The organism is Aeromonas sp. 130281, assembly GCF_056642115.1.
In genome coordinates, this window is record NZ_JBWVQS010000001.1 from 938,583 (window position 1) to 959,504 (window position 20,922).

A 20,922-nucleotide genomic window follows, 5' to 3' on the forward strand; every position below is an offset into this window, starting at 1 on the left:
CATCGAAGCGGCGCTATCCGCTTCGATGGCCCGGCGCCTTAGAAACCTTCCACGCCCTTCATGTCAGGCAGCTGATGCGCTATCCCTTTGTGGCAATCGATGCAGGTATTCTGACCGCTTGCCAGGTTGGTGGAGTGCATCTGGGCCGCCCGCCGCCCCTGCAGGGAGAAATCCATGTACTCGAAGTTGTGGCAGTTGCGGCACTCGCGGGAATCCGTCTCCTTCATCCGCTGCCACTCCCGCTCCGCCATCTCCCGGCGGTGGGATTCAAACTTCTCGCGGGTATCCACCTTGCCGGTCAGCATGCCCCACAGCTCCTTGGAGGCCTGCACCTTGCGAATGATCTTGTAGGTCCATTCGTGGGGCACGTGGCAATCGGGGCAGCTGGCGCGCACCCCTGAGCGGTTCGCATAGTGGATGGTGTCGCGGTACTCCACGAAGACGTTGTCCTTCATCTCGTGGCAGCCGGTGCAGAACTTCTCGGTGTTGGAGGCCTCCATGGCGGTGTTGAAGCCGCCCCAGAAGATGACACCGCCGAAGAAGCCCATCAGCAGCAGCACCCAGAGGGCTGCCTTCGAGGGGGACTTGAAGGTGGTCCACAGACGCTGGATAAAGCCGGGTAATTTCATCTGGGGGTCCCTCAGTTCAGCGCTTCTACTGGTTTAAACGTATTTTCCACCAGCGGCTTGGCATCCGCTTGCGGCACGTGGCACTGCAGGCAGAAGTAGCGACGGGGGGACACTTCGCCAAGGGTCATGCCGTCGCGGGTCTCGAAGTGCGTCGGGCTTATCTTGGGCGCCTTCATCTTGCTGGCGTTCTTGAAGCTGTGGCAGGCCAGGCACTTGTTGACCTTGTTGTCCACCTCGTAGTTGCGGGTATCGTGGGGGATCAGCGGCGGCTGATGCATGTACTGGCGATCATAGGGATCCCCATCCTTGCGGTAGTTCTTGAGCGGGGCGGCATCCGCCTCGGTCACCAGATCCGTGCTCCCCCGCTCCGACTTGATCCCCCCCGTGCTGTTGGTGATCTCGGGGGTGGCTGCCATCAAGGAGCCCGCCATCAGGCAGGCCAGCATTGCTCCAATCAGCTTTTTCATTATTTGTTCTCCGACGTTTTCTCTGCCTTGACGGCAAAACCTGTAGTGATTTCGAAAACTTGCTCCGCGCAGACATCGATGCAACGGCCGCAGTTGGTACACTCCTGAGCCACAATCAAGGGCCCGTGACCGCGCCTGGCCCCATGAACCGGGCCGCGCAGGATGGGACGCTCCGGGCAGACCGCATAACAATCCATGCAGTTGCTGCACCGCTCACGCCCCTTGGCAGAAATCTTGATAAACCCGACCCGGTTGACCAGGGCATAGAAGGCCCCCACCGGACAGAGATGACCACACCAGCCCCGCTCCACCACGAACAGATCGAACAGGAACAGGGCCACCAGCAGACCCCAGCCCGCCCCCATGCCAAACAGCAGGCCGCGCATGGCCAAGGAGACCGGATTGACCAGCTCCCACACCAGCACGCCGGTGATGGCGGGGGCCACCAGCACCATGGCCAGCAGCCAGTAGCGGGTGTTGCGGTTGAACTGGCCGTTGCCCTTGAGCCCGAGCCGGGCCCTCAGCCAGGCGGCGGCGTCCGTGACCAGGTTGACCGGGCAGACCCAGGAGCAGAACACCCGCCCCCCGACCAGCCAGTAACCGGCCAGCACCACTGCCGCCCCCAGCCACAGGGTGGTGATGGGCCAATGGCCCGCCGCCACCGACTGCAGCAGGGTGAGCGGATCCGAGAGGGGCACCGTCTCCAGCAGCAGGGAGCTGGAGAGGTTGCCCTTGAGGATCCAGCCCCCCGCGAGCGGCCCCAGCAGGAAGAGCCCCAGCACGCCGAACTGGCTCAAACGGCGCAGCAGCAGGAAGCGGTGGGCGCGCCACCACCCCAGCCTGGCGCTGGCCTCGGCCCCCGGATAACGACTCATAACCCCTCCGGTTTGCGGGTGGGCAGGGTGAGTCGCTCACCGATGAGGGACTTGCCCGCCTTGGCCTTCTCTTCCCAGCCAAGCCGGTAGTGATGACCGAGCTCACCCTTGGCAAGCCCGCGGGGCACCACCTTGATGGCCGCCGTCTCCAGCACGCAGGCGTGCTCGCACTTGCCGCAGCCGGTGCACAGATCGCGGTGTACCGTGGGCAGGAACATGGCGTGCTTGCCGGTGCGCGGATTGCGTTGCAGTTCTAGGGTGATCGCCTTGTCTATCAGCGGGCAGACCCGATAGCAGACATCGCAGCGCAGCCCCAGGTAGTTGAGGCAGGTCTCGTGATCGATGAGCACCGCCACCCCCATGCGCGCCTGATCGATGTTCGTCATCCCCTGGTCCAGCGCCCCGCTCGGGCAGGCCGCCACGCAGGGGATGTCGTCACACATCTCGCAGGGGACGACGCGGGCCTCGAAATAGGGGGTGCCCGTGGTCACGGGATCCAGCAGCCGGGCAAGCTTGAGGGTGTCGTAGGGGCAGGCTTCAACGCAGAGCCCGCAGCGCACGCAGGCACCGAGGAAGTCAGCCTCCCCCAGTGCCGCCGGCGGCCGCAGTGCCTGGGCGGGCACCGCCTGCGCCTGCTGGCGGGCCACAGTGCCAAGCCCTGCCCCAAGCAGGCCCACGGAGCAGGCCCCCTTGGCAAGGTCGGCCAGGAACTGGCGACGGCTGCGACTCATCCCCCCGGCCCCGCCTTACGCCTTCATGACCTTGACGGCGCACTTCTTGTAATCCGTCTCTTTGGAGAGGGGATCCGTGGCGTCCAGGGTCAACTTGTTGACCAGCTGGCTCGCATCGAAGAAGGGCATGAACACCAGGCCTTTGGGCGGACGGTTGCGGCCGCGGGTCTCGACCCGGGTCTTCACCTCGCCACGGCGGGAGGCGACGATCACCTCTTCACCACGGCGCACGCCGCGGGCCTTGGCATCTTCCGGGTGCATGAAGAGCACCGCATCCGGGAAGGCGCGATAGAGCTCGGGCACCCGGCGGGTCATGGTGCCGGTGTGCCAGTGCTCCAGCACGCGGCCGGTGGAGAGCCACATGTCGTACTCTTTATCCGGAGCCTCGGCGGCGGGCTCATAGGGCAGCGCGAAGATCACCGCCTTGCCGTCCGGCTTGCCGTAGAATTTCACCCCCTCCCCCGCCTTCACGTAAGGGTCGAACCCTTCGCGATAGCGCCACAGGGTCTCCTTGCCGTCCACCACGGGCCAGCGCAGGCCGCGCGCCTCGTGGTACTGATCGAAGGGCGCCAGATCGTGGCCGTGACCGCGACCGAAGGAGGCGTACTCCTCGAACAACCCCTTCTGCACGTAGAAGCCGAAGTGCTCCGCCTCGTCGTTGAGCGCCCCCTTGCTCTGCTCTTTCGGGAACTGGTTCACCTGACCGTTGGCGTAGAGCACCTCGAACAGGGTCTTGCCCTTCACTTCCGGCATCTTGGCAATCAGCTCCGCCGGCCACACCTCTTCCACGGTGAAGCGCTTGGAAAACTCCATCAGCTGCCACAGGTCGGACTTGGCCCCTTCCGGCGCCTTCACCTGCTGGTGCCAGAACTGGGTGCGGCGCTCGGCGTTGCCATAGGCCCCCTCTTTCTCCACCCACATGGCGGTGGGCAGGATGAGGTCAGCCGCCTGCGCCGTGACGGTCGGGTAAGGGTCGGAGACCACGATGAAGTTGGCCGGGTTGCGATAACCGGGCAGCCCCTCCTCGTTCATATTGGGACCGGCCTGCATGTTGTTGTTGCACATCACCCAGTAGGCGTTGAGCTTGCCGTCCTTGAGCATGCGGTTTTGCAGCACGGCGTGATAACCCACCTGCTCGGGAATGGTGCCTTCCGGCAGCTTCCAGATCTTCTCGGCGATGGCGCGGTGCTTGGGGTCGGTGACCACCATGTCGGCGGGCAGGCGGTGGGCGAAGGTGCCCACTTCCCGCGCCGTGCCGCAGGCGGAGGGCTGGCCGGTCAGGGAGAAGGGACCCGAGCCCGGGGTGGAGATCTTGCCGGTCAGCAGGTGGATGTTGTAGCAGAGGTTGTTCGCCCAGACGCCACGGGTGTGCTGGTTGAAGCCCATGGTCCAGTAGGAGACCACCTTCTTGTCCGGATCCGCATAGATCTGGGCCAGTTTTTCCAGCTTCTCTTTGGAGACGCCGGAGAGCTTGGCCACGGAGTCGACGTCGTAATCCGCCACGAACTTCGCGAAGTCGTCAAAGCTCATGGGGGTGGAGTCGCCGCTGTCCGGGTTCTTGGCTTTCTGCTGCGTCGGGTGAGTCGGGCGCAGGCCGTAGCCGATGTCGGTGACCCCCTTGCGGAACTGGGTGTGCTTGTTGACGAAGTCCCAGTTCACCTTGTCGTTCTGGATGATGTAGTTGGCGATGTAGTTGAGGATCGCCAAGTCGGTCTGGGGCGTGAACACCATGCCGTTGTCCGCCAGCTCGAAGCTGCGGTGCTCGAAGGTGGAGAGCACGTGCACCTGCACATCCGGGTTGGAGAGGCGGCGATCGGACATCCGCGACCAGAGGATGGGGTGCATCTCGGCCATGTTGGAGCCCCAGAGCACGAAGGCGTCGGCCTGCTCGATGTCGTCATAGCAGCCCATGGGCTCATCCATGCCGAAGGTGCGCATGAAACCGACCACGGCGGAGGCCATGCAGTGACGGGCGTTGGGGTCCAGGTTATTGGTGCGCAGGCCCGCCTTCATCAGCTTGGCGGCGGCATAGCCTTCCCAGACGGTCCACTGGCCGGAGCCGAACATGCCCACCGCAGTCGGTCCCTTCTCTTTAAGGGTGGCCTTGAACTTCTCGGCCATGATGTCGAACGCCTGATCCCAGCTGATGGGGGCGAAGTCGCCATTCTTGTCGAACTTGCCATTGGTCATGCGCAGCATGGGCTGGGTCAGGCGATCCTCGCCATACATGATCTTGGAGAGGAAGTAGCCCTTGATGCAGTTGAGGCCACGGTTGACCGGTGCATCGGGATCGCCCTGGGTCGCCACGACGCGGCCGGCCTGGGAGCCCACCAGCACGGAGCAGCCGGTGCCGCAGAAGCGGCAGGGCGCCTTGTCCCAGGTGATGGCAGTCTTGTCGGTGCTGGTAATAAGGTTCGCCGCCAGGGTGGGGGCACTGACTCCGGCCACGGCAGCGGCTGCCGCCACCGCATTGGCCTTCATAAAGTCGCGTCGACTCAGCTTCATGACATATCCTCGCATTGCTTAATCACATCAATGACAGCCATTGTCACGAGCCGCGCTGGCTCAGCGTCATGGCGCTTTATTGCTATACATCGGGCATCGCGAACCGCGCGGCCCAGCCTAGTGGCGCTATTCCCTGCCCTCGGCTTCGACTTCATCAAACTGGTGGTAGATCAGGGCGGCGGAGAGTACGCCCGGCATGGCATTGATCGCATCGATGGCATCCATGATGGGGCGCTGGCTGGGCCCTTCCAGGGTCACCACCAGCTTGCCTTCGTCGCTGACGGCATGGATCTCGGCCCCGTCCAGGGCCGCAATCTGCTCTACGAGCCGGTGGCGCAAGGGGGGCTGGGTCAGTACCACCAGGCTGGATACATGGAACTCTTCTCGGGTCATATGGTTGTTTTCCAACTTGCTCATCCCTTGCTTCATGTGGCCGATCCCTCATGGGGGGCGCCCACCCTGATACTGCCGACCGGACAATCCGCCACGCAGGCACCACAGCCATTGCACGACTCGGTATGGATGCTGGGGGTGGGTACTCGCCCCAGCTGAGGAGAAAAACGGATGGCCTGCTGCTCGCAGCTGTCCTGACAGCGCTGGCAGAAGACCTGGGCACTGGCCAGGCAACCGGCCTCGATGTGAGCCACATAGTCCCAGGGCGTCTGGGTCGTCGGCCTGAACACAGGTGCCTGGCAGGCGCTGACGCATTCGCCACAGAAGGTGCACTCGCCACGCTGGAAATCCACCGTCGGGAAGCCGCCGTCCCCCTTGATCAGGATCTGCTCCGGGCAGGCCGTCAGGCAGTCGCCACACCGGGTGCAATCGGCCACGAAGTCGGCCCAGGAGACGGACCAGGGCAGTTGCACCTCGGGTCTGGGCGCGCTCAGTCGTCCTCGAAACAGACTGCGGCGGGACAGATTGACCCCATCAGGCATATCAATTCCTCTTCACAGGACAGAATTCGAGCGCGGAACCAGTGACTGGCATTTTCAATACCAATTATAAGCGTGGGTGTATATTGCGACTCTCACAAGTCCAGTGATATACCACCAGGGAGATAAACAGGGGGGATTATTGCGCTGGATCAAACCCTTGGCGCAATAAGGCAGCAGAGGGGCAAGGTAAATTACCCCTATGTGAGGATTGCTTATTAATCGATGGCTATTTTGCTCTGACGGCCGCCACTCAGCCGCCGATGGAGGCGAGATGGGGGGTCATGCCGGCATTGCCCTCGTGCAGACGATGGGTGGCAGCCTTGCCGGTGAGCGCCTGGCGGATCCGCTGTTGCAGGGCCTCCTGCTGACTGTCGTCACTGAGCAGATCCCGCAGCTCCACCCCGTTGTCACCGAACAGACAGAGGTGCAGCTTGCCCACGGAGGAGACCCTCAGCCGATTGCAACCGGCGCAGAAGTCCTTGCTGTAGGGCATGATGAGCCCGACGCCCCCCTGTGATTCGGGGTGCATGAACACCTGAGCAGGGCCGTCGTCCACCGCGCGCAATTGCTGGATCCAGCCATTGCCAAGCAGTTGCGCCTTGATGAGCTCGCCGCTGGTGTGGTGGTCACGAAACAGGTTGTCCATCTCCCCGGTCTGCATCAGCTCGATGAAGCGCAGCTCGATGGGCTTGTGCCTGATCCAGGCCAGAAACTGATCCAGTTGCTGGTCGTTGAGCCCCTTGAGCAGCACCGCATTGATCTTCACTGACTTGAAGCCGGCGGCCAGTGCCGCTTCTATTCCCTCCATCACCTCCGCCAGCTTGTTCTCGCCGGTGATCTGGTGAAACTGGCGTGGATCCAGGCTGTCGACACTGACATTGAGGGCATTGAGCCCGGCATCGAACCACTCCTGGGCACGCTCCTTCAAGCGGTAGCCATTGGTGGTCATGGCCACCTTCTCGATACCGGGGGTATTGGCCACCGTCTCTATGATGGCGGTGAAGTCACGGCGCAGGGAGGGCTCCCCCCCGGTCAGGCGCACCTTGCGGGTCCCCATGGCGGCGAAGCCCGAGACGATGCGGCGGATCTCCTCCAGGGAGAGAAACGACTTGCGCCCCTCCCTGTTTCCATCCGGGGGGCGATAACCGTCCGGCAAACAGTAGGTACAACGGAAATTGCACACATCGGTAATCGACAGGCGCAAATAGTAAAAACGACGGGAAAAACCATCTTCAAGTGGCAACATAAACACCTTTCCAAATACGGGAGGCCAGGGCATTTCTTTCCTGACCCTTTCAGCTCGAACGACGGCTGACGGCGTTTTCCCCCTATCTCAATGACTTAGGCAAAAACGCTCGGAGTTCATCTAGTTTTTCGATGCTAGCACATGTTGGAGTACACTCCCATGCTACTTTGTGGGGTCTTTGTCTGATCTGAAGGAAGCCAATCGGCATGGGAAAGTGGTTCAAAGTACACTCGGTCAGCAGCGCCATCGGCCGCTCCATGGTGCTGATCCTGTTCATGGCCAGCCTGATCGCCGTGGTGGCCATGGTCACTCTCTTCTACTCGGTACCCGACGCCAAGGCGATCAACCTGTCGGGATCATTGCGGATGCAGGCCTATCGCATGGCCTACGAGATCGAGAAGGATCAGGCCGTCCTCGGCCGGCTCGACCAGTTCGAGCAAACTCTGCACGCCTCCGAGTTGCAGGAGACCCAGCGCTGGATCACCCCCGCCTCCCTGCGCCGCACCTATGGCGAGGTGCTGCTGCAATGGCAGATGATGCGCGAGCACATCGAGAACGCCACCCCCAGCCGCTACACCGACAACACCGAGCAGTTCGTCGCCGCCATCGATGACTTCGTCAACCAGATGCAGTATCACGTGGAGTTCAAGGTGCGCATGCTGGCCCTGGCGGAGGGGCTGGGCTTGCTCTCCATCATCACCATCGCCTGGTTCACGGTGCGTTTCACCCGCCAGCAGGTGGTCGCCCCCCTCAATCAGCTGGTCCATTGCGCCCGCCAGATCCAGCGCCAGGAGTTCGACCTGACCCTGCCCCCCCACTGCGAAAACGAGTTGGGGGAACTGTCGGGGGCTTTCGCCACCATGGCGGACGAGCTCGGCAAGCTCTATCGGGAGCTGGAGAGCAAGGTGGAAGAGAAAACCGCCAAGCTGCAGCAGGCGAACGACACCCTCTCCTTCCTCTATTCCACCGCCCAGAAGCTGCACGCGGCGCCACTGAGCCGGCGCACCCTGCAGAAATTGCTGGAGCGGGCCGCCGCCCATCAGCACATCGACCATATCCGCCTGACCCGCTTCGAGCACAACGCCATGCCGGTCTACATCACCGGACGCACCGGCTGGCCGGGCGATCTGGAGGCCGTGGTGAGCTTCTATCTGCAGATGGATGAGGAGGAGTACGGCCGGCTCGACATGATAAGCGCGCACCCCATCGACGAGCGGCTGATGAAGAACTTCTCCATGTTGCTGGCCCAGGTGTTGCACAAGGATCAGACCCTGCTGCAACACCAGCGTCTGCTCTTGATGGAGGAGCGGGCCGTCATCGCCCGCGAGCTGCACGACTCGCTGGCGCAGGCGCTCTCCTACCTCAAGATCCAGTCCACCCTGCTCAAGCGCTCCGTCGCCAAGGGGGATAATGGCAAGGCCAAGGCCGCCATGGAGCAGATAGACGAAGGGCTCAGCAATGCCTACACCCAGTTGCGCGAGCTGCTCGGCACCTTCCGCCTCAGCATCGGCGACGCCAACCTCGGCGAAGCCATCGGCGTCATGCTGGAGCAGCTCAAGCCCCAGACCCGGGCCGAGATCAGGCTCCAATACGGACTGACCGATACGGATCTCGAGGCGGGGCAGCACATTCACATCCTGCAACTGATCCGTGAGGCAGTGCTCAATGCCATCAAACATGCCTGCGCCCAGCGCATTGACGTTAGCTGTGAGACCCTGGCTGATGGTAACATCCAGGTTCAGATTGCAGATGATGGTGTCGGAATAGGGGGCGCAAGCTCGGCGGTGAATCACTACGGTCTCAGCATCATGAACGAGCGTGCCAGCAAGTTGCACGGTCAGTTGACCATCAGCGAGCCGCCCTCCGGGGGCACCCGTGTACACCTGACCTTTCCCACCAGCCTAACAAGAGACGCCTGATGGACGAGATGAAATATAGTGTTCTGGTCGTAGATGACCATCCCCTGATGCGCAAAGGCATTGTGCAACTGCTGGAGCTGGAAGATAACATCGAAGTGATAGGCGAGGCTTCTAACGGCACTGACGCCGTGGCCATGGCCAAGGAGTCGGAGCCGGATCTGATCCTGCTCGACCTCAACATGAAGGGCTTGTCCGGCCTCGATACCCTCAAGGCCCTGCGCGCCGAAGAGGTCACCTCCCGGGTGGTGATCCTGACCGTCTCCGATGCCCGCCAGGACGTGGTCGCCCTGCTCAAGGCCGGCGCCGATGGTTACCTGCTCAAGGACACCGAGCCCGACATGCTGCTGGGCCAGCTGGCCGATGTCATGACCGGCAAGCAGATCCTGAGCGAGCCGCTGCGCCCCTACCTCGAGAACATCTACGAGCTGGATCACCTGCAGCAGAAGCTGGAAAGCTTGACCCGCCGCGAGATGCAGATCATGCGCGAGATTGCCAAGGGTCTCTCCAACAAGCAGGTCGCCTCCGTGCTCCACATCTCGGAAGGCACCGTCAAGGTGCACGTCAAGAGCCTGCTGAAAAAGCTCGAGGCCCAGAGCCGGGTGGAAGCCGCCGTCATGTACCTGGAGCAGCGCAACTAGGCTCCCGTTGCCTGCCCCTTCCCATGTCAGCCAGGGCCCCGTCATCCCGGGGCCTTTTGCTGGCTGCCTCCCTCGCCTCACAAGGCATCACAGACCTCGCATCTTATTGAGCAAATGAATTATTATGTTCAGGAGACGGCACATGGAGGGCACAGGGCATGACATCCGAACAGATCGAGCTGGTACAGAGGGCCTGGGGCAGGGTCACCGCCCTGAACAACACCTATGTCCAGGAGGTATATGCGGAGCTGTTCCGGCTCTCGCCTGAATTGATCGACCTCTTTCCCGATCCTGCGGGCATGCCGGTCGCCAAGGTATCGGATACCCTGAACACCGTGATCACCAGCCTGGAGCAGCTGGATGCCTTGAGCTTCATCATCCGGGATCTCGGCAGGCGGCATCAGAAATTCAAGGTGCAGTCACACCAGTTCGCCCTGTTGAAACAGGCATTGACCCTGGTGCTGGCACGGCGACTGGGGGAGCACTTCACGCCAGCGCTCTCCGATGCCTGGTCACAGATGTACGACGAGGTAGCCGCCCTGATGCTGGAAGGGCTCAGTCAGCCTACCGAATCCGTCGCCTAGCCCCCTCAGCCATCACGCCCGAGAGAGACTGCCGCTTAAGATGGTCGGCAGATACCCATTTTGCAGGGGAATCATTTGCATTATGCGAACGCAGCCCCATTCTGCAGATGGGGCATGTACGAGCCCCTGCAAAGCCACCTGAATCCCTTCCTGATCTATCCTCTCCCTGCCCTTGAATCAAATTTTAATAGATTGATTACTAACGGATATTTAAATTATCAGCATCATTTTCCTGCTTTTCCCCGAGCTCTGGCACAGTCACTGCATTGTCATATCCAGATGCAACTTATCGGAGGATGGAACATGAAACTTCAACACCTGGCACTGTTCCCCTTGCCCTCACACATACTGCCGGGCGGGAAACTCCCCTTGCGTCTGTTTGAGCCTCGCCACCTGCAGATGCTCAAGGAGTCCTTCATCGAAGATCGCGGCTTTGGCATCGTGATGGAAGAGACCACCAGCACGGGCACCTGCGGACGCATACTGCCGGTCGGCACTCGCGTCAAGGTGACTGATTTCTATACCCTCAACGATGGCCTGCTCGGGGTCACCGTGCTCGGTCTGGAACGATTCTGCATTCATGAGCTGGAAACGGATGAATCCGGATTGCGCCACGCTCAGGTGGAAACCCTGCCCAACTGGCCGAGCGCCCACTCGGACTTCAGCGACAAGCAGCTGGTCAGCAGATTGCAGGAGGTATTTGAACAATATCCGGAACTGGATGAGCTCTACCCGGACAAGCAGTTCGACGACGCGGCCTGGCTCTGTCAGCGCTGGCTCGAAATCCTGCCCATGCCGATCTATGAGAAACAGATGTTGATTGCCAAACAAAACAGTGAAGCGGCGCGCCAGTTCCTGCGCCGACTGATCGCACAGTGAGTCAGAGAGTGAGTCAAGAAGTGGTTTGCAAAACGCGAATATCCTGACCGGAAATTCTTACAATGAAAAGGCGGAATTCGCAATTTGCAATCGCCGGTAGCGATAACAACAGATAACTCCGCTACCAGCCGCATATAACAGGTCATGAAAAGTTGGCACGACTTTTTCATATAAGACCGTACAACCCGATTTATCCCGTGCTCTCTTCAGTATTTGCTGAAGAATTGGTCAACCACCAGGTTGACCATTTTTTTTACCCAAAATCGGGCTACGGGAGCCGGCAATGGCGCAGCAAACAGCTGCGCAGCCGGGCCAGGCTGATGGGCTTGGCCAGAAAATCGTTCATCCCCTGGGCCAGACAACGCGCCCTGTCCTCCGTCATGGCATTGGCCGTCAGCGCCACTATGGGAACCTCGCACCCCATGGCACGCAAACGGCGGGTGGCCTCCAGCCCATCCATCTGCGGCATCCGCATATCCATCAGGATGAGATCCGGTCGCCGCTCGCCGACCTGGGCCAGCGCCTCCAGGCCATTGCTTGCAAGCCTCACCCGGCACACCAGCTTTTGCAGCATGAGTGACACCACCAGCTGATTGACCGGGCTGTCCTCCACCACCAGCACATCCAGATCCAGCATGGTGAGCCCCTCGATGGCGGGGCTGGTCGACGCGATGCAGGGTGAGGCCATCCCGGGCAACTCGAACCAGAAGCAGCTGCCCTGCCCGGGGGTGCTCTGCAGGCGGATCTCCCCCCCCATGAGTTGCACCAGCCGCCGGCAGATGGCGAGCCCAAGCCCGGATCCGGAGAAGCGACGGGTGGCCGAGCTGTCGACCTGATAGAACGGCTCGAACAGCAGCGCCTGATCCTCGGGGGATATACCGATCCCGGTGTCGCTGACCGACACCCTCAGCCGTTCATCCTGCCATTCCAGCGCGAGCCGCACGCTACCGGCGGCGGTAAATTTCACCGCATTGCCGAGCAGGTTGCCGATCACCTGGGACAGGCGGACCGCGTCCCCCTGCAGATGAGACGGCACTTGCTCATCCAGCTGCCAATGCAGCGCTATGCCCTTGGCGCAGGCCTGCGCCTGCAGCGGCTCCACCAGGGCCCGGCACAGCTCGGCGGGCTGGAAGGGCTCGCAGTGCAGGGCCAGGGTATGGGATTCAATCTTCGAGAAGTCGAGCACATCGTCGATGATGGTCTGCAGCAGATGGGCAGAGTGGGTGGCGTGACTGAGCAGGGTCTGTTGCGGGGTCTCGAGCCGGCCATGTTGCAGCAGATCCAGCATCCCCAGCACCGCATTCATGGGTGAGCGGATCTCGTGGGTCATCATGGCCAGGAACTGGGACTTGGCGCGGTTGGCACTCTCGGCCTCATCCCTCGCCCGCGCCAGCTCCTGCTCGCGGCGGATCTGGCTGCCTATCTCCCGCGCCGTGCCCCGATAGCCGATGAAGGTGCCGCTGGCGTCATGGCAAGGCTCGGCATTGATCTCCATCCAGCAGGGGCCGCTCGCCAGCGTCACCTGGGCGCGCATCGCCCGCACCGGCAGATGGCGCGCTATCTGGTGCTGATACTTGCACCAGGCGGGATCCTCCTTGTCGTGGGCAAAGTCATATAGGCTGCGCCCCGCCTGGCGAACCAGCGCCTCCCCCTGGTAGCCGGGGGCAGAGACATAGCTCAGCCTGTGCTCGGGATCCGTCTCCCAGAACCAGTCGGACGCCATGGCGGCAAAGCTGCGAAAGCGTTGCTCGCTCGCTTGCAGCGCCAGGGTCTTGAGGTCGACCTGCTCCTGCAGGCGCGCCCGATAGGCGATGTTGACCAGCGCCTGGGAGATGAGCGGGCGACAACGCTGCATCGCCGCCTTGCTCTGGAGATCGAAGGTGCCCGCGGCACTGTGCCGGCAGATGAGCACCCCGGAGAAGCCCGGCGCCTGCAACCCCGTCATCATGACGCTGGCCCAGCCCGCCGCCCCCGCCAGGGAGGCCAGCTCGGGCAACTGGGCCGGATCATAGATGACCAGGGTGTCACCTGCGATGGCGCGGGAGAAGAGCGGCGTCAGCGGCCAGGTGCGACCGACCTCCCCGGGTTGGGTGCTCAGATGGGTGCTGCCCCGCCCCCCATCCCAGGCAACCACATCAGCCTGTTCGAAGCCGATGAAGGGCTTGAGCGCCAGAATGAGGCTGTCCAGCACCTGCTCCAGGCTCTTGGCCTGTGCCAGCGTCGCCACCCCGCACAGCAGGGCCTGTGACTCCTGACGGTATCTGGCCTCCCGCTCCCGGCAACGCATCAGCTCCACCAGCGTGGTTTGCAGCTTGTCGCCCAGGGTTTCGAGTTCGCTATTGCCTATCATCTTGTGTCCAGCACCTTGTCAGCTCTCGAGGAAGATTACGCTCGATACCATGAGGTTGCCATGCGCCAGCTCACCGTGGGGCAATCGCCCCTGCTCGCCGAAGGTAAATGGCGTGATAAAGGGGATCTCCCCCAGCCGTTGGCTGAAATGGCCGACGACATCGCTGAGCGCGTCCCCCAGCGCCAGACGGCAGCCCGCGCAGAACACCACCAGGGCGCCGATGGGCTGCAGGTTCCCCGCCATGCCATATTCGGGTTCGATGCGTACCGCATTCAGGCTGCGCTGAAGCAGGCCCCCCTGACTGCTGTACATGAGTTGCAGGCGCTCCCCCAACCGGGTTTCGGTAAAGAGGCGCAACCCTTCCCGCTCCGTCACCGCCTCGGGGTGGGAGAGTTTGTAATAAGGCATCTCATCCAGGGTTCCGACCTGGCGGGCCAGCGGGGAGAGGGTCGTCTCCCGCAGAATGGGGCCCACAGCCCAGGGGCGCTTGCGCTCTGTCCAGCGGGCATAGACCCGGGCCGCAGGTTCATTGTCTATGGTCAGCACCTCGCGGCCCTCCAGCGCGGTAATGGTGCCATGGCGCTCGGTGGGCACATAACCCGAGTGGAACTGGAAGGCCAGCTGGCAATCGGGATAGAGCACAGCCACCACGCAGCCCTGGCGCCCCTCCCCCTCATCCCAGCACAGCTGCCACTCGCCGGTGACACCGTCGTCCGCCGCCGACCCGCCGACGACGGGAACCGTCGCCCCGAACTCGGCATCTATGCCCGCCAGCACAGCCTCTTCCTGCCCGGGGCTGGTGTGCAGCAGGATGAGTTGCGGCAACTCGCCGGGACGCCCGCCATCGGCGATGGCGCGGCGCAGCAACTGGCGCACATCCAGCTCGTCCCCTGCCTGACCGGCCACGCCGTAGGCTCCCTTGTCGTCATAGAGGGCCGCCACTGCCAGACTCCAGCCCAGCCGGCCATGATGGCCAGCCTGGGTCAGGATACCGCCACAGGAGCTGCACCCGATGAGCCGGGTTTGGGGAAAACGGGCCTTGAGCGCACGGCGCAGTACCGCGGCATCGTGTGCTTGGGTAAAATAGACCAGCAACAACGACGGGGAATGAGGTGATTGAGCGAGCAACCGTTCAGCTATCTGTTGGGCGGCCAGCGGGGTCGTCTCGGCAAGAGAGTGAGCCGTCAGGAAGTTCAACACCATCTCCTAGTGGTATGTGATGCCGGGTCATCAAGCAAAAATCATACCTTTATCAAACAATTACCTGGCCAGGCGGACTAAACTGATGCGCACTGGCCTCCCACAGGATGACTGCATGTGGCAGAAAAATATCAATGACTTTGACCGGGTCGTCGCCATCGGCGGTGGTCACGGCATGGGTCGGGTGCTCTCTTCCCTCTCGTTTTTAGGCACTCGGCTGACCGGCATCGTCACCACGACGGATGACGGCGGCTCCACCGGGCGCCTGCGCAAGAGCCAGGAGTGCATCGCCTGGGGAGATCTGCGCAACTGCCTCAATCAGCTGGTGACCGAGCCCAGCATCGGCAGCCAGCTGTTCGAATACCGCTTCACGGGTCGCGGCGAGCTGGCGGGTCACAACCTCGGCAACCTGATGCTGCTGGCCCTCGACAACCTCTGTGTCCGTCCCCTGGATGCCATCCGGCTCATCAGCGACATGTTGCACATAGCGCCCAGCCTGCTGCCCATGTCCGAGCACCCCACGGATCTGTGTGCCCACACCGTCTGTGGCGATCAGATCCTGGGGGAAGTCTCCATCGATCAGCTCACCACACCGCCACGGGCCCTGAGCCTGAACCCGGTCGTACCCGCCACCCGCGAGGCGATCGACGCCCTGAGCCAGGCCGACATGATCATTCTGGGGCCAGGCAGCTTCCTCACCTCCATCATGCCGCCCCTGTTGCTGAGCGAGGTCGCCGAGGCGATCCGCGGCAGCGGCGCCATCGTCGTCTTCATCAGCAATCTGGTGGCCGAAAACGGGCCGGCTGGCAAGCTGACGCTGTCCCACCAGCATCGCTGGCTGGAAGAGCGGATCGGTCAGGGCCGAATCGATGCCATCCTGGCCCCCGAAGGCCATGGGGCTCCCGAGCTGCAGCATTGCCTGGTTCAGGCCAGTCTGGGTGAGGCGGCCCTGCCCCATCGCCACGATCGCCTCAAGCTTCGACAGGCGCTGGATGCGGTGATACTGAGCTGGTACGCAGAGCGTGACAAGGCGGGCTAATCCGCCAATGCGACCTAGTGATACTGGGCCAGGTGGGAGAAGACCTGCGGCAGGGAGTGCTCGAGCTGTTCGAGCAGGCGAGCGGCCTCCTCCACATCCTCCCGGCGACAGGCAAGCTCCAGCGCCATCACCTGCTGATAGCTGGGCTCGGCACCGTAACTGCCACAGGAGGACTTCATGCTGTGGGCTAGGCGGGCCAGGGCGGTCCAGTCCCGCTGATCAAAGAGCGGCCTGAGCTGGGCGAGCTGCCCGCCCACCTCTTCGACGAACACAGAAATGACGACCGGCATCATGTCATGACCTATGTCATCCGCCAGTTGTCGCAGCACTTTCTGATCCAGCCACTCCATCTTCTCTTCCCTATGATGGTATTCAAACAGACCACAATATAGCCGACCCGCACACCGGCTGTCACCCGCGCTGCGACGAGAGTCGGTTGAAGCTGCTTGCCTCCATCAGAATGTGAGCCAGCTCAAGTTATCAACACGCAGCCCCAGGCAGGAAAGAGATAAATGTTGTCACAAAATTAACAATGACATAACAATGCAGGCCATGAGAATGATGCGGCTCAGCAACACCTCTCTCATCCCTTTTTGCCTGTATGGCTGCTGCGAAGAACCAGGGTAGGATTCTACCCTGGTATTTTTTTATTGGCGGGTCAGCAGCCTGGCTGCATTGCCATATTCCAGCTCACCCAGCCTGAACAGGCAGAACTCCCCGGGCGCCATCTTCACCCAGCTCTCATTGCCGGTGAGCGGGCGGGTGGCTATCAGCGTCACCACGTCATTCGGGGTGGTCTCGCTCTGGAAGTCGATGGCCACGTCTTCATCCAGCAGACGAGCTTCGCCAAAGGGGGCCCTGCGGGTCAGCCAGTAGAGGTTGTTGCTGCAATAGGTCATCACGAACTCCCCGTCCGACAGCAACATGTTGAACACCCCGAGTTCGCGCAGCTCGTCGCACAGGGTCGCGAGATAGCGGAACATGGCGGGGAAGTTCGCCGGGCGCTTGGGGTATTTCTGCTCCAGCCTGTCGAGCAGCCAGCAGAAGGCGTGCTCGCTGTCGGTGTCCCCCACAGGACGGTGGCGCCCGGTCCGCAACCCCTTGTAGCCGGTCAGCTGGCCGTTGTGGGCAAAGGTCCAGTAGCGTCCCCACAGCTCGCGGGTGAAGGGGTGGGTGTTCTCCAGCGACACGCACCCCCGGTTGGCCTGCCGGATATGACTGACCACGGCGCGGCTCTTGATGGGCAGCGCCTGCACCAGCTTGGCGATGGGTGACTGGGCACTGGGTTCGGGATCCTTGAAGGTGCGAAAACCCCGCCCCTCGTAGAAGGTGATCCCCCAGCCATCCTTGTGGGGGCCCGTCTTGCCGCCCCGCAGCATCAGCCCGGTAAAGCTGAAGCAGATGTCGGTCGGCACATTGGCGCTCATGCCGAGCAGTTCGCACATGTCCAGTCCACTCCCTGAATTAATTGATCATCTCTGCGTCAATCAGCGAACTCAAGCTGGATGCGAGGCGCCAGGATCGGTCATCTGCCCCCCCGGCTGCCTCACCCGCCTGCTCTGATTACTTGGCCATCTCTTTTTCGACCAGCTGGATCAGGATGTGAATGACCTTGATGTGCACTTCCTGGATGCGGTCGGCATAGCCGAAGTGCGGCACCCGGATCTCGACATCGGCCAGGCCCGCCATCTTGCCACCGTCCTTGCCGGTCAGGGCGATCACTTTCATGCCTTTGGCGCGGGCAGCCTCGATGGCTTTGAGGATATTGCCGGAATTGCCGCTGGTGGAGATGCCGAGCAGCACGTCGCCACGACGGCCGACTGCTTCCACGTAACGGGAGAAGACATAGTCATAGCCGAAGTCGTTGGAGACGCAGGAGAGGTGGCTGGGATCGGAAATGGCGATGCCGGCATAGCCAGGGCGGTTCTCGCGATAGCGGCCGGTCAGCTCCTCGGCAAAGTGCATGGCGTCGCAGTGGGAGCCGCCGTTGCCGCAGGAGAGCACCTTGCCCTCTTCCTTGAAAGAGTCAGCCAGCAGTTTGGCGGCCGCCTCTATGTTCTTCAGATTTTGCTCATCGGCCAGAAAGGCCTGGAGCACGCCGGCAGCTTCGGTCAATTCATTGCGGATAAGTTCTTGGTACATGGCGTCTGATGTCTCTTTGTATCGTCCAACATAGGGTTTCGCATTGTCGCACAAGCCAATCCAATCGTCGCCCCCCGCCCGCCAAGATGCGGCCCCGCCACGTTAGGCCGATCACGGTGTCAAGGTAACGAGCTTGTAAACATCTTGATAATTTTGTGCACATGAATTACAACAGGGGCCATGTCCAACAGGTCAGACCTCTGGATCAGTTAACCCACGTTTCCCAACTTCGGCAACTCATGCAAGGAGCGAAAAATGACGACGACCCTCACTCTGTTCGGGGTGATCCTGGTGATCGGCGCCATGGCTTACCGCCGGGCGTCACTGTTCACCTCCACGCTTGCCACGGCCGCCGCCCTGGTCGCCGGCGCCCTCTATGGCCATGTGCCCCTGCTGGTGTGGGTGCTGTTCGCGGTGATCGCCATCCCGCTCAACCTGGTGGAGTTTCGTCGCAACCAGCTGACCAAACCCCTGTTCAAGATCTACAAATCCATCATGCCGGAGATGTCCCGCACCGAGAAGGAAGCCATAGAGGCGGGCACCACCTGGTGGGAAGCGGATCTCTTTGCCGGCAACCCGAACTGGAAGAAACTGCACGCCATCCCGGTCAGCACTCTCTCCGCCGAAGAGCAGGCCTTCATGGACGGCCCGGTTGAAGACGTGTGCCGCATGGTCAACGACTGGGAAGTGACCCACGAGCGGGCCGATCTCTCCCCCGAGGTGTGGCAGTACCTGAAGGACCACAAGTTCTTCGCCATGATCATCAAGAAGAAGTACGGTGGCCTGGAGTTCTCCGCCTACGCCCAGTCCTGCGTGCTGCAAAAACTGTGCGGCGCCAGCGCCGTGCTCGCCTCCACCGTCGGCGTGCCCAACTCCCTGGGCCCGGGCGAGCTGCTGCAACACTACGGCACCGAAGAGCAGAAAGACCACTACCTGCCGCGCCTGGCCGTCGGCAAGGAGATCCCCTGCTTCGCCCTGACCAGCCCGGAAGCGGGCTCGGATGCGGGCTCCATTCCCGACTTCGGCGTCGTCTGCAAGGGCGAATGGGAAGGGGAAGAGGTGCTCGGCATGCGCCTGACCTGGAACAAGCGCTACATCACGCTCGCCCCCATCGCCACCGTGCTGGGGCTGGCCTTCAAGCTGCGCGACCCGGATCACCTGCTGGGTGAGGAAGAGGAGCTTGGCATCACCTGTGCCCTGATCCCCACCGACATCAAGGGGGTCGAGATAGGCCGCCGTCACTTCCCCCTCAACGTGCCGTTCCAGAACGGGCCGACCAGGGGCAACGATGTGTTCGTGCCGCTGGACTTCATCATCGGCGGCCCGGCCATGGCCGGTCAGGGCTGGCGCATGCTGGTGGAGTGCCTCTCCGTCGGTCGCGGCATCACCCTGCCCTCCAACAGCACAGGGGGCGTCAAGATGCTGGCCCTGGCCACCGGCGCCTACAGCCGCATCCGTCGCCAGTTCAAGCTGCCCATCGGCAAGATGGAAGGCATCGAAGAGCCGCTGGCACGCCTGGGGGGCAACGCCTACATCATGGGCGCCGCCGCCAAGCTGACGGTGACCGGCATCGATCTCGGCGAGAAGCCGTCCGTCATCTCCGCCATCGTCAAGTACCACCTCACCGACCGTGCCCAGAAGTGCATCATAGATGCCATGGACATCCACGGCGGCAAGGCCATCTGCATGGGCCCGAACAACTACCTGGCCCGCGGCTATCAGGGTGCTCCCATCGCGGTGACCGTTGAGGGTGCCAACATCCTGACCCGCAGCATGATCATCTACGGTCAGGGTGCCATCCGCTGCCACCCCTACGTGCTGCCGGAGATGCTGGCGGCCAGCCACCCGGACAAGGAGCAGGCGCTGAAGGAATTCGACAAGGCGGTGTTCAGCCACGTGGGCTTTGCCATCAGCAACCTGGTGCGCAGCTTCTGGCTGGGTCTGACCGGCGCCCGCTTCGCTGCTGCTCCTTACAAGGATCAGACCAAGGGCTACTACCAGCAGCTCTCCCGCCTCAGTGCCAACCTGGCCTTCCTGTCCGACATGGCCATGGGCACCCTGGGTGGCGAGCTCAAGCGCAAGGAGCGGGTCTCCGCCCGCCTCGGCGACGTGCTGAGCCAGCTCTATCTCGCCTCCAGCGCCCTCAAGCGCTATCAGGACGAGGGGCGCCAGCAGGCCGACCTGCCGCTGCTGCACTGGGCGCTGCAAGACGCCATGTTCAAGGCCCAGGAAGCCATCGACGAGTTGCTGCGCAACTTCCCGAATCGCTGGATTGGCCTGGCCCTGCGCGTCATCGTGTTGCCGCTGGGTCGCGACATGAAGCGTCCCTCCGACAAGCTGGACAGCCAGGTGGCCCGTCTGCTGCAGACCCCGAGTGCCACCCGCGACCGTCTGGCCGAAGGGCAGTACCTCACCCGCGAGGAGGGCAACCCCTTCGGGTTGCTGGAACAGGCCCTCGATGACGTGCTGACCGCCGAGCCGCTGTTTGACAAGGTGTGCAAGGCAGAGGGTCGCAAGCGTCCCTTCACCCAGCTGGACAAGGTGGCGGACGCCGGCCTGGCCCTGGGGGTCATCAACCAGACCGAGGCCGACCTGCTGCGTCGTGCCGAAGAGAGCCGCCTGCGCACCATCAACGTCGATGACTTCGACCCCATCGATCTGGTGGCCAACAAGGCGCTGTTTGAAGCGTCGGCCTATCACAGGGCAGCCTGATGCCATGAATGCCAAAACGCCTCCTTAATGGAGGCGTTTTTCATGCTGGCATCTGCCCGGCAACCCCGGAG

The 20,922-nt window shown here is 62.3% G+C and carries 19 protein-coding genes and 1 riboswitch; of the genes, 6 read left to right on the top strand and 13 right to left on the bottom strand.

From position 1 onward, the window contains the following. Positions 1 to 38: 38 nt before the first annotated feature. The 8 genes from AC1IN8_RS04100 to moaA form a co-directional block, all read right to left on the bottom strand. On the bottom strand, positions 39 to 629 hold the full coding sequence (locus tag AC1IN8_RS04100; protein ID WP_139439292.1) for a cytochrome c3 family protein: 591 nt from the start codon (positions 627 to 629) through the stop codon (positions 39 to 41). 11 nt (positions 630 to 640) lie between these two features. Continuing rightward, positions 641 to 1,096 carry a nitrate reductase cytochrome c-type subunit gene (locus AC1IN8_RS04105; protein ID WP_319917761.1) on the bottom strand — a complete coding sequence of 152 codons (456 nt, stop codon included), beginning with the start codon at positions 1,094 to 1,096 and terminating at the stop codon, positions 641 to 643. Next, positions 1,096 to 1,971 (bottom strand): quinol dehydrogenase ferredoxin subunit NapH, encoded by an 876-nt coding sequence (napH, locus tag AC1IN8_RS04110; RefSeq protein ID WP_479758153.1) that lies wholly within the window; start codon positions 1,969 to 1,971, stop codon positions 1,096 to 1,098. Before napH ends, AC1IN8_RS04105 begins: the two co-directional genes overlap by 1 nt. Further along, positions 1,968 to 2,702: a ferredoxin-type protein NapG gene (gene napG, locus AC1IN8_RS04115; protein WP_479758154.1), complete on the bottom strand. Its 735-nt coding sequence runs from the start codon at positions 2,700 to 2,702 to the stop codon at positions 1,968 to 1,970. Before napG ends, napH begins: the two co-directional genes overlap by 4 nt. A 15-nt stretch (positions 2,703 to 2,717) precedes the next feature. Beyond that, positions 2,718 to 5,207, bottom strand: coding sequence for a nitrate reductase catalytic subunit NapA (napA, locus tag AC1IN8_RS04120; RefSeq protein WP_247626832.1), 2,490 nt, complete (start codon positions 5,205 to 5,207; stop codon positions 2,718 to 2,720). 126 nt (positions 5,208 to 5,333) lie between these two features. Further along, positions 5,334 to 5,624 carry a chaperone NapD gene (locus tag AC1IN8_RS04125; protein ID WP_479758155.1) on the bottom strand — a complete coding sequence of 97 codons (291 nt, stop codon included), beginning with the start codon at positions 5,622 to 5,624 and terminating at the stop codon, positions 5,334 to 5,336. An 8-nt stretch (positions 5,625 to 5,632) separates the two neighbouring features. Continuing rightward, on the bottom strand, positions 5,633 to 6,142 hold the full coding sequence (gene napF / locus AC1IN8_RS04130; protein ID WP_139439287.1) for a ferredoxin-type protein NapF: 510 nt from the start codon (positions 6,140 to 6,142) through the stop codon (positions 5,633 to 5,635). A 250-nt stretch (positions 6,143 to 6,392) separates the two neighbouring features. Continuing rightward, a complete protein-coding gene (gene moaA / locus AC1IN8_RS04135) occupies positions 6,393 to 7,388 on the bottom strand; it encodes a GTP 3',8-cyclase MoaA (protein ID WP_429108098.1) in 996 nt (331 codons plus the stop codon). Beyond that, positions 7,376 to 7,515: riboswitch (molybdenum cofactor riboswitch) on the bottom strand. (Overlaps the previous gene by 13 nt.) 79 nt (positions 7,516 to 7,594) lie before the next feature. Between moaA and narQ the strand changes: the two genes are divergently transcribed. The 4 genes from narQ to AC1IN8_RS04155 all read left to right on the top strand — a co-directional run bounded on the left by narQ (position 7,595) and on the right by AC1IN8_RS04155 (position 11,408). Then, on the top strand, positions 7,595 to 9,307 hold the full coding sequence (gene narQ, locus AC1IN8_RS04140) for a nitrate/nitrite two-component system sensor histidine kinase NarQ (protein ID WP_139439285.1): 1,713 nt from the start codon (positions 7,595 to 7,597) through the stop codon (positions 9,305 to 9,307). Next, on the top strand, positions 9,307 to 9,945 hold the full coding sequence (gene narL, locus AC1IN8_RS04145) for a two-component system response regulator NarL (RefSeq protein WP_005325544.1): 639 nt from the start codon (positions 9,307 to 9,309) through the stop codon (positions 9,943 to 9,945). Before narQ ends, narL begins: the two co-directional genes overlap by 1 nt. 158 nt (positions 9,946 to 10,103) lie before the next feature. Continuing rightward, entirely contained in the window at positions 10,104 to 10,529 is a 426-nt protein-coding gene (locus AC1IN8_RS04150; RefSeq protein WP_265435703.1) for a globin domain-containing protein, read from the top strand. A 303-nt stretch (positions 10,530 to 10,832) separates the two neighbouring features. Beyond that, entirely contained in the window at positions 10,833 to 11,408 is a 576-nt protein-coding gene (locus AC1IN8_RS04155) for an LON peptidase substrate-binding domain-containing protein (protein ID WP_139439283.1), read from the top strand. A gap of 268 nt (positions 11,409 to 11,676) precedes the next feature. Here AC1IN8_RS04155 and AC1IN8_RS04160 read toward each other — a convergent pair whose 3' ends face one another. Both AC1IN8_RS04160 and AC1IN8_RS04165 read right to left on the bottom strand, forming a co-directional pair. Continuing rightward, entirely contained in the window at positions 11,677 to 13,758 is a 2,082-nt protein-coding gene (locus AC1IN8_RS04160) for an ATP-binding protein (RefSeq protein WP_479758156.1), read from the bottom strand. An 18-nt stretch (positions 13,759 to 13,776) separates the two neighbouring features. After that, complete coding sequence (locus AC1IN8_RS04165) at positions 13,777 to 14,961, bottom strand: FIST signal transduction protein (protein WP_479758157.1); 1,185 nt, start codon at positions 14,959 to 14,961, stop codon at positions 13,777 to 13,779. 112 nt (positions 14,962 to 15,073) lie between these two features. On the opposite strand from AC1IN8_RS04165, the gene AC1IN8_RS04170 reads away from it, so the two are divergent. Further along, the gene (locus AC1IN8_RS04170) at positions 15,074 to 15,997 is read left to right on the top strand and encodes a gluconeogenesis factor YvcK family protein (RefSeq protein WP_139439281.1); all 924 of its coding nucleotides are present in this window, start codon (positions 15,074 to 15,076) and stop codon (positions 15,995 to 15,997) included. 14 nt (positions 15,998 to 16,011) lie between these two features. On the opposite strand, the gene AC1IN8_RS04175 is transcribed toward AC1IN8_RS04170, so the two are convergent. The 3 genes from AC1IN8_RS04175 to lpcA all read right to left on the bottom strand — a co-directional run bounded on the left by AC1IN8_RS04175 (position 16,012) and on the right by lpcA (position 18,139). Continuing rightward, positions 16,012 to 16,347, bottom strand: a complete 336-nt coding sequence (locus AC1IN8_RS04175) for an Hpt domain-containing protein (RefSeq protein WP_043132862.1) — start codon at positions 16,345 to 16,347, stop codon at positions 16,012 to 16,014. 297 nt (positions 16,348 to 16,644) lie between these two features. Then, positions 16,645 to 17,442 carry a class II glutamine amidotransferase gene (locus AC1IN8_RS04180; RefSeq protein WP_139439280.1) on the bottom strand — a complete coding sequence of 266 codons (798 nt, stop codon included), beginning with the start codon at positions 17,440 to 17,442 and terminating at the stop codon, positions 16,645 to 16,647. A gap of 118 nt (positions 17,443 to 17,560) precedes the next feature. After that, positions 17,561 to 18,139: a D-sedoheptulose 7-phosphate isomerase gene (gene lpcA, locus AC1IN8_RS04185; protein ID WP_005325554.1), complete on the bottom strand. Its 579-nt coding sequence runs from the start codon at positions 18,137 to 18,139 to the stop codon at positions 17,561 to 17,563. 255 nt (positions 18,140 to 18,394) lie between these two features. Between lpcA and fadE the strand changes: the two genes are divergently transcribed. Continuing rightward, the gene (fadE, locus tag AC1IN8_RS04190) at positions 18,395 to 20,851 is read left to right on the top strand and encodes an acyl-CoA dehydrogenase FadE (RefSeq protein ID WP_479758158.1); all 2,457 of its coding nucleotides are present in this window, start codon (positions 18,395 to 18,397) and stop codon (positions 20,849 to 20,851) included. Positions 20,852 to 20,922: the final 71 nt, after the last annotated feature.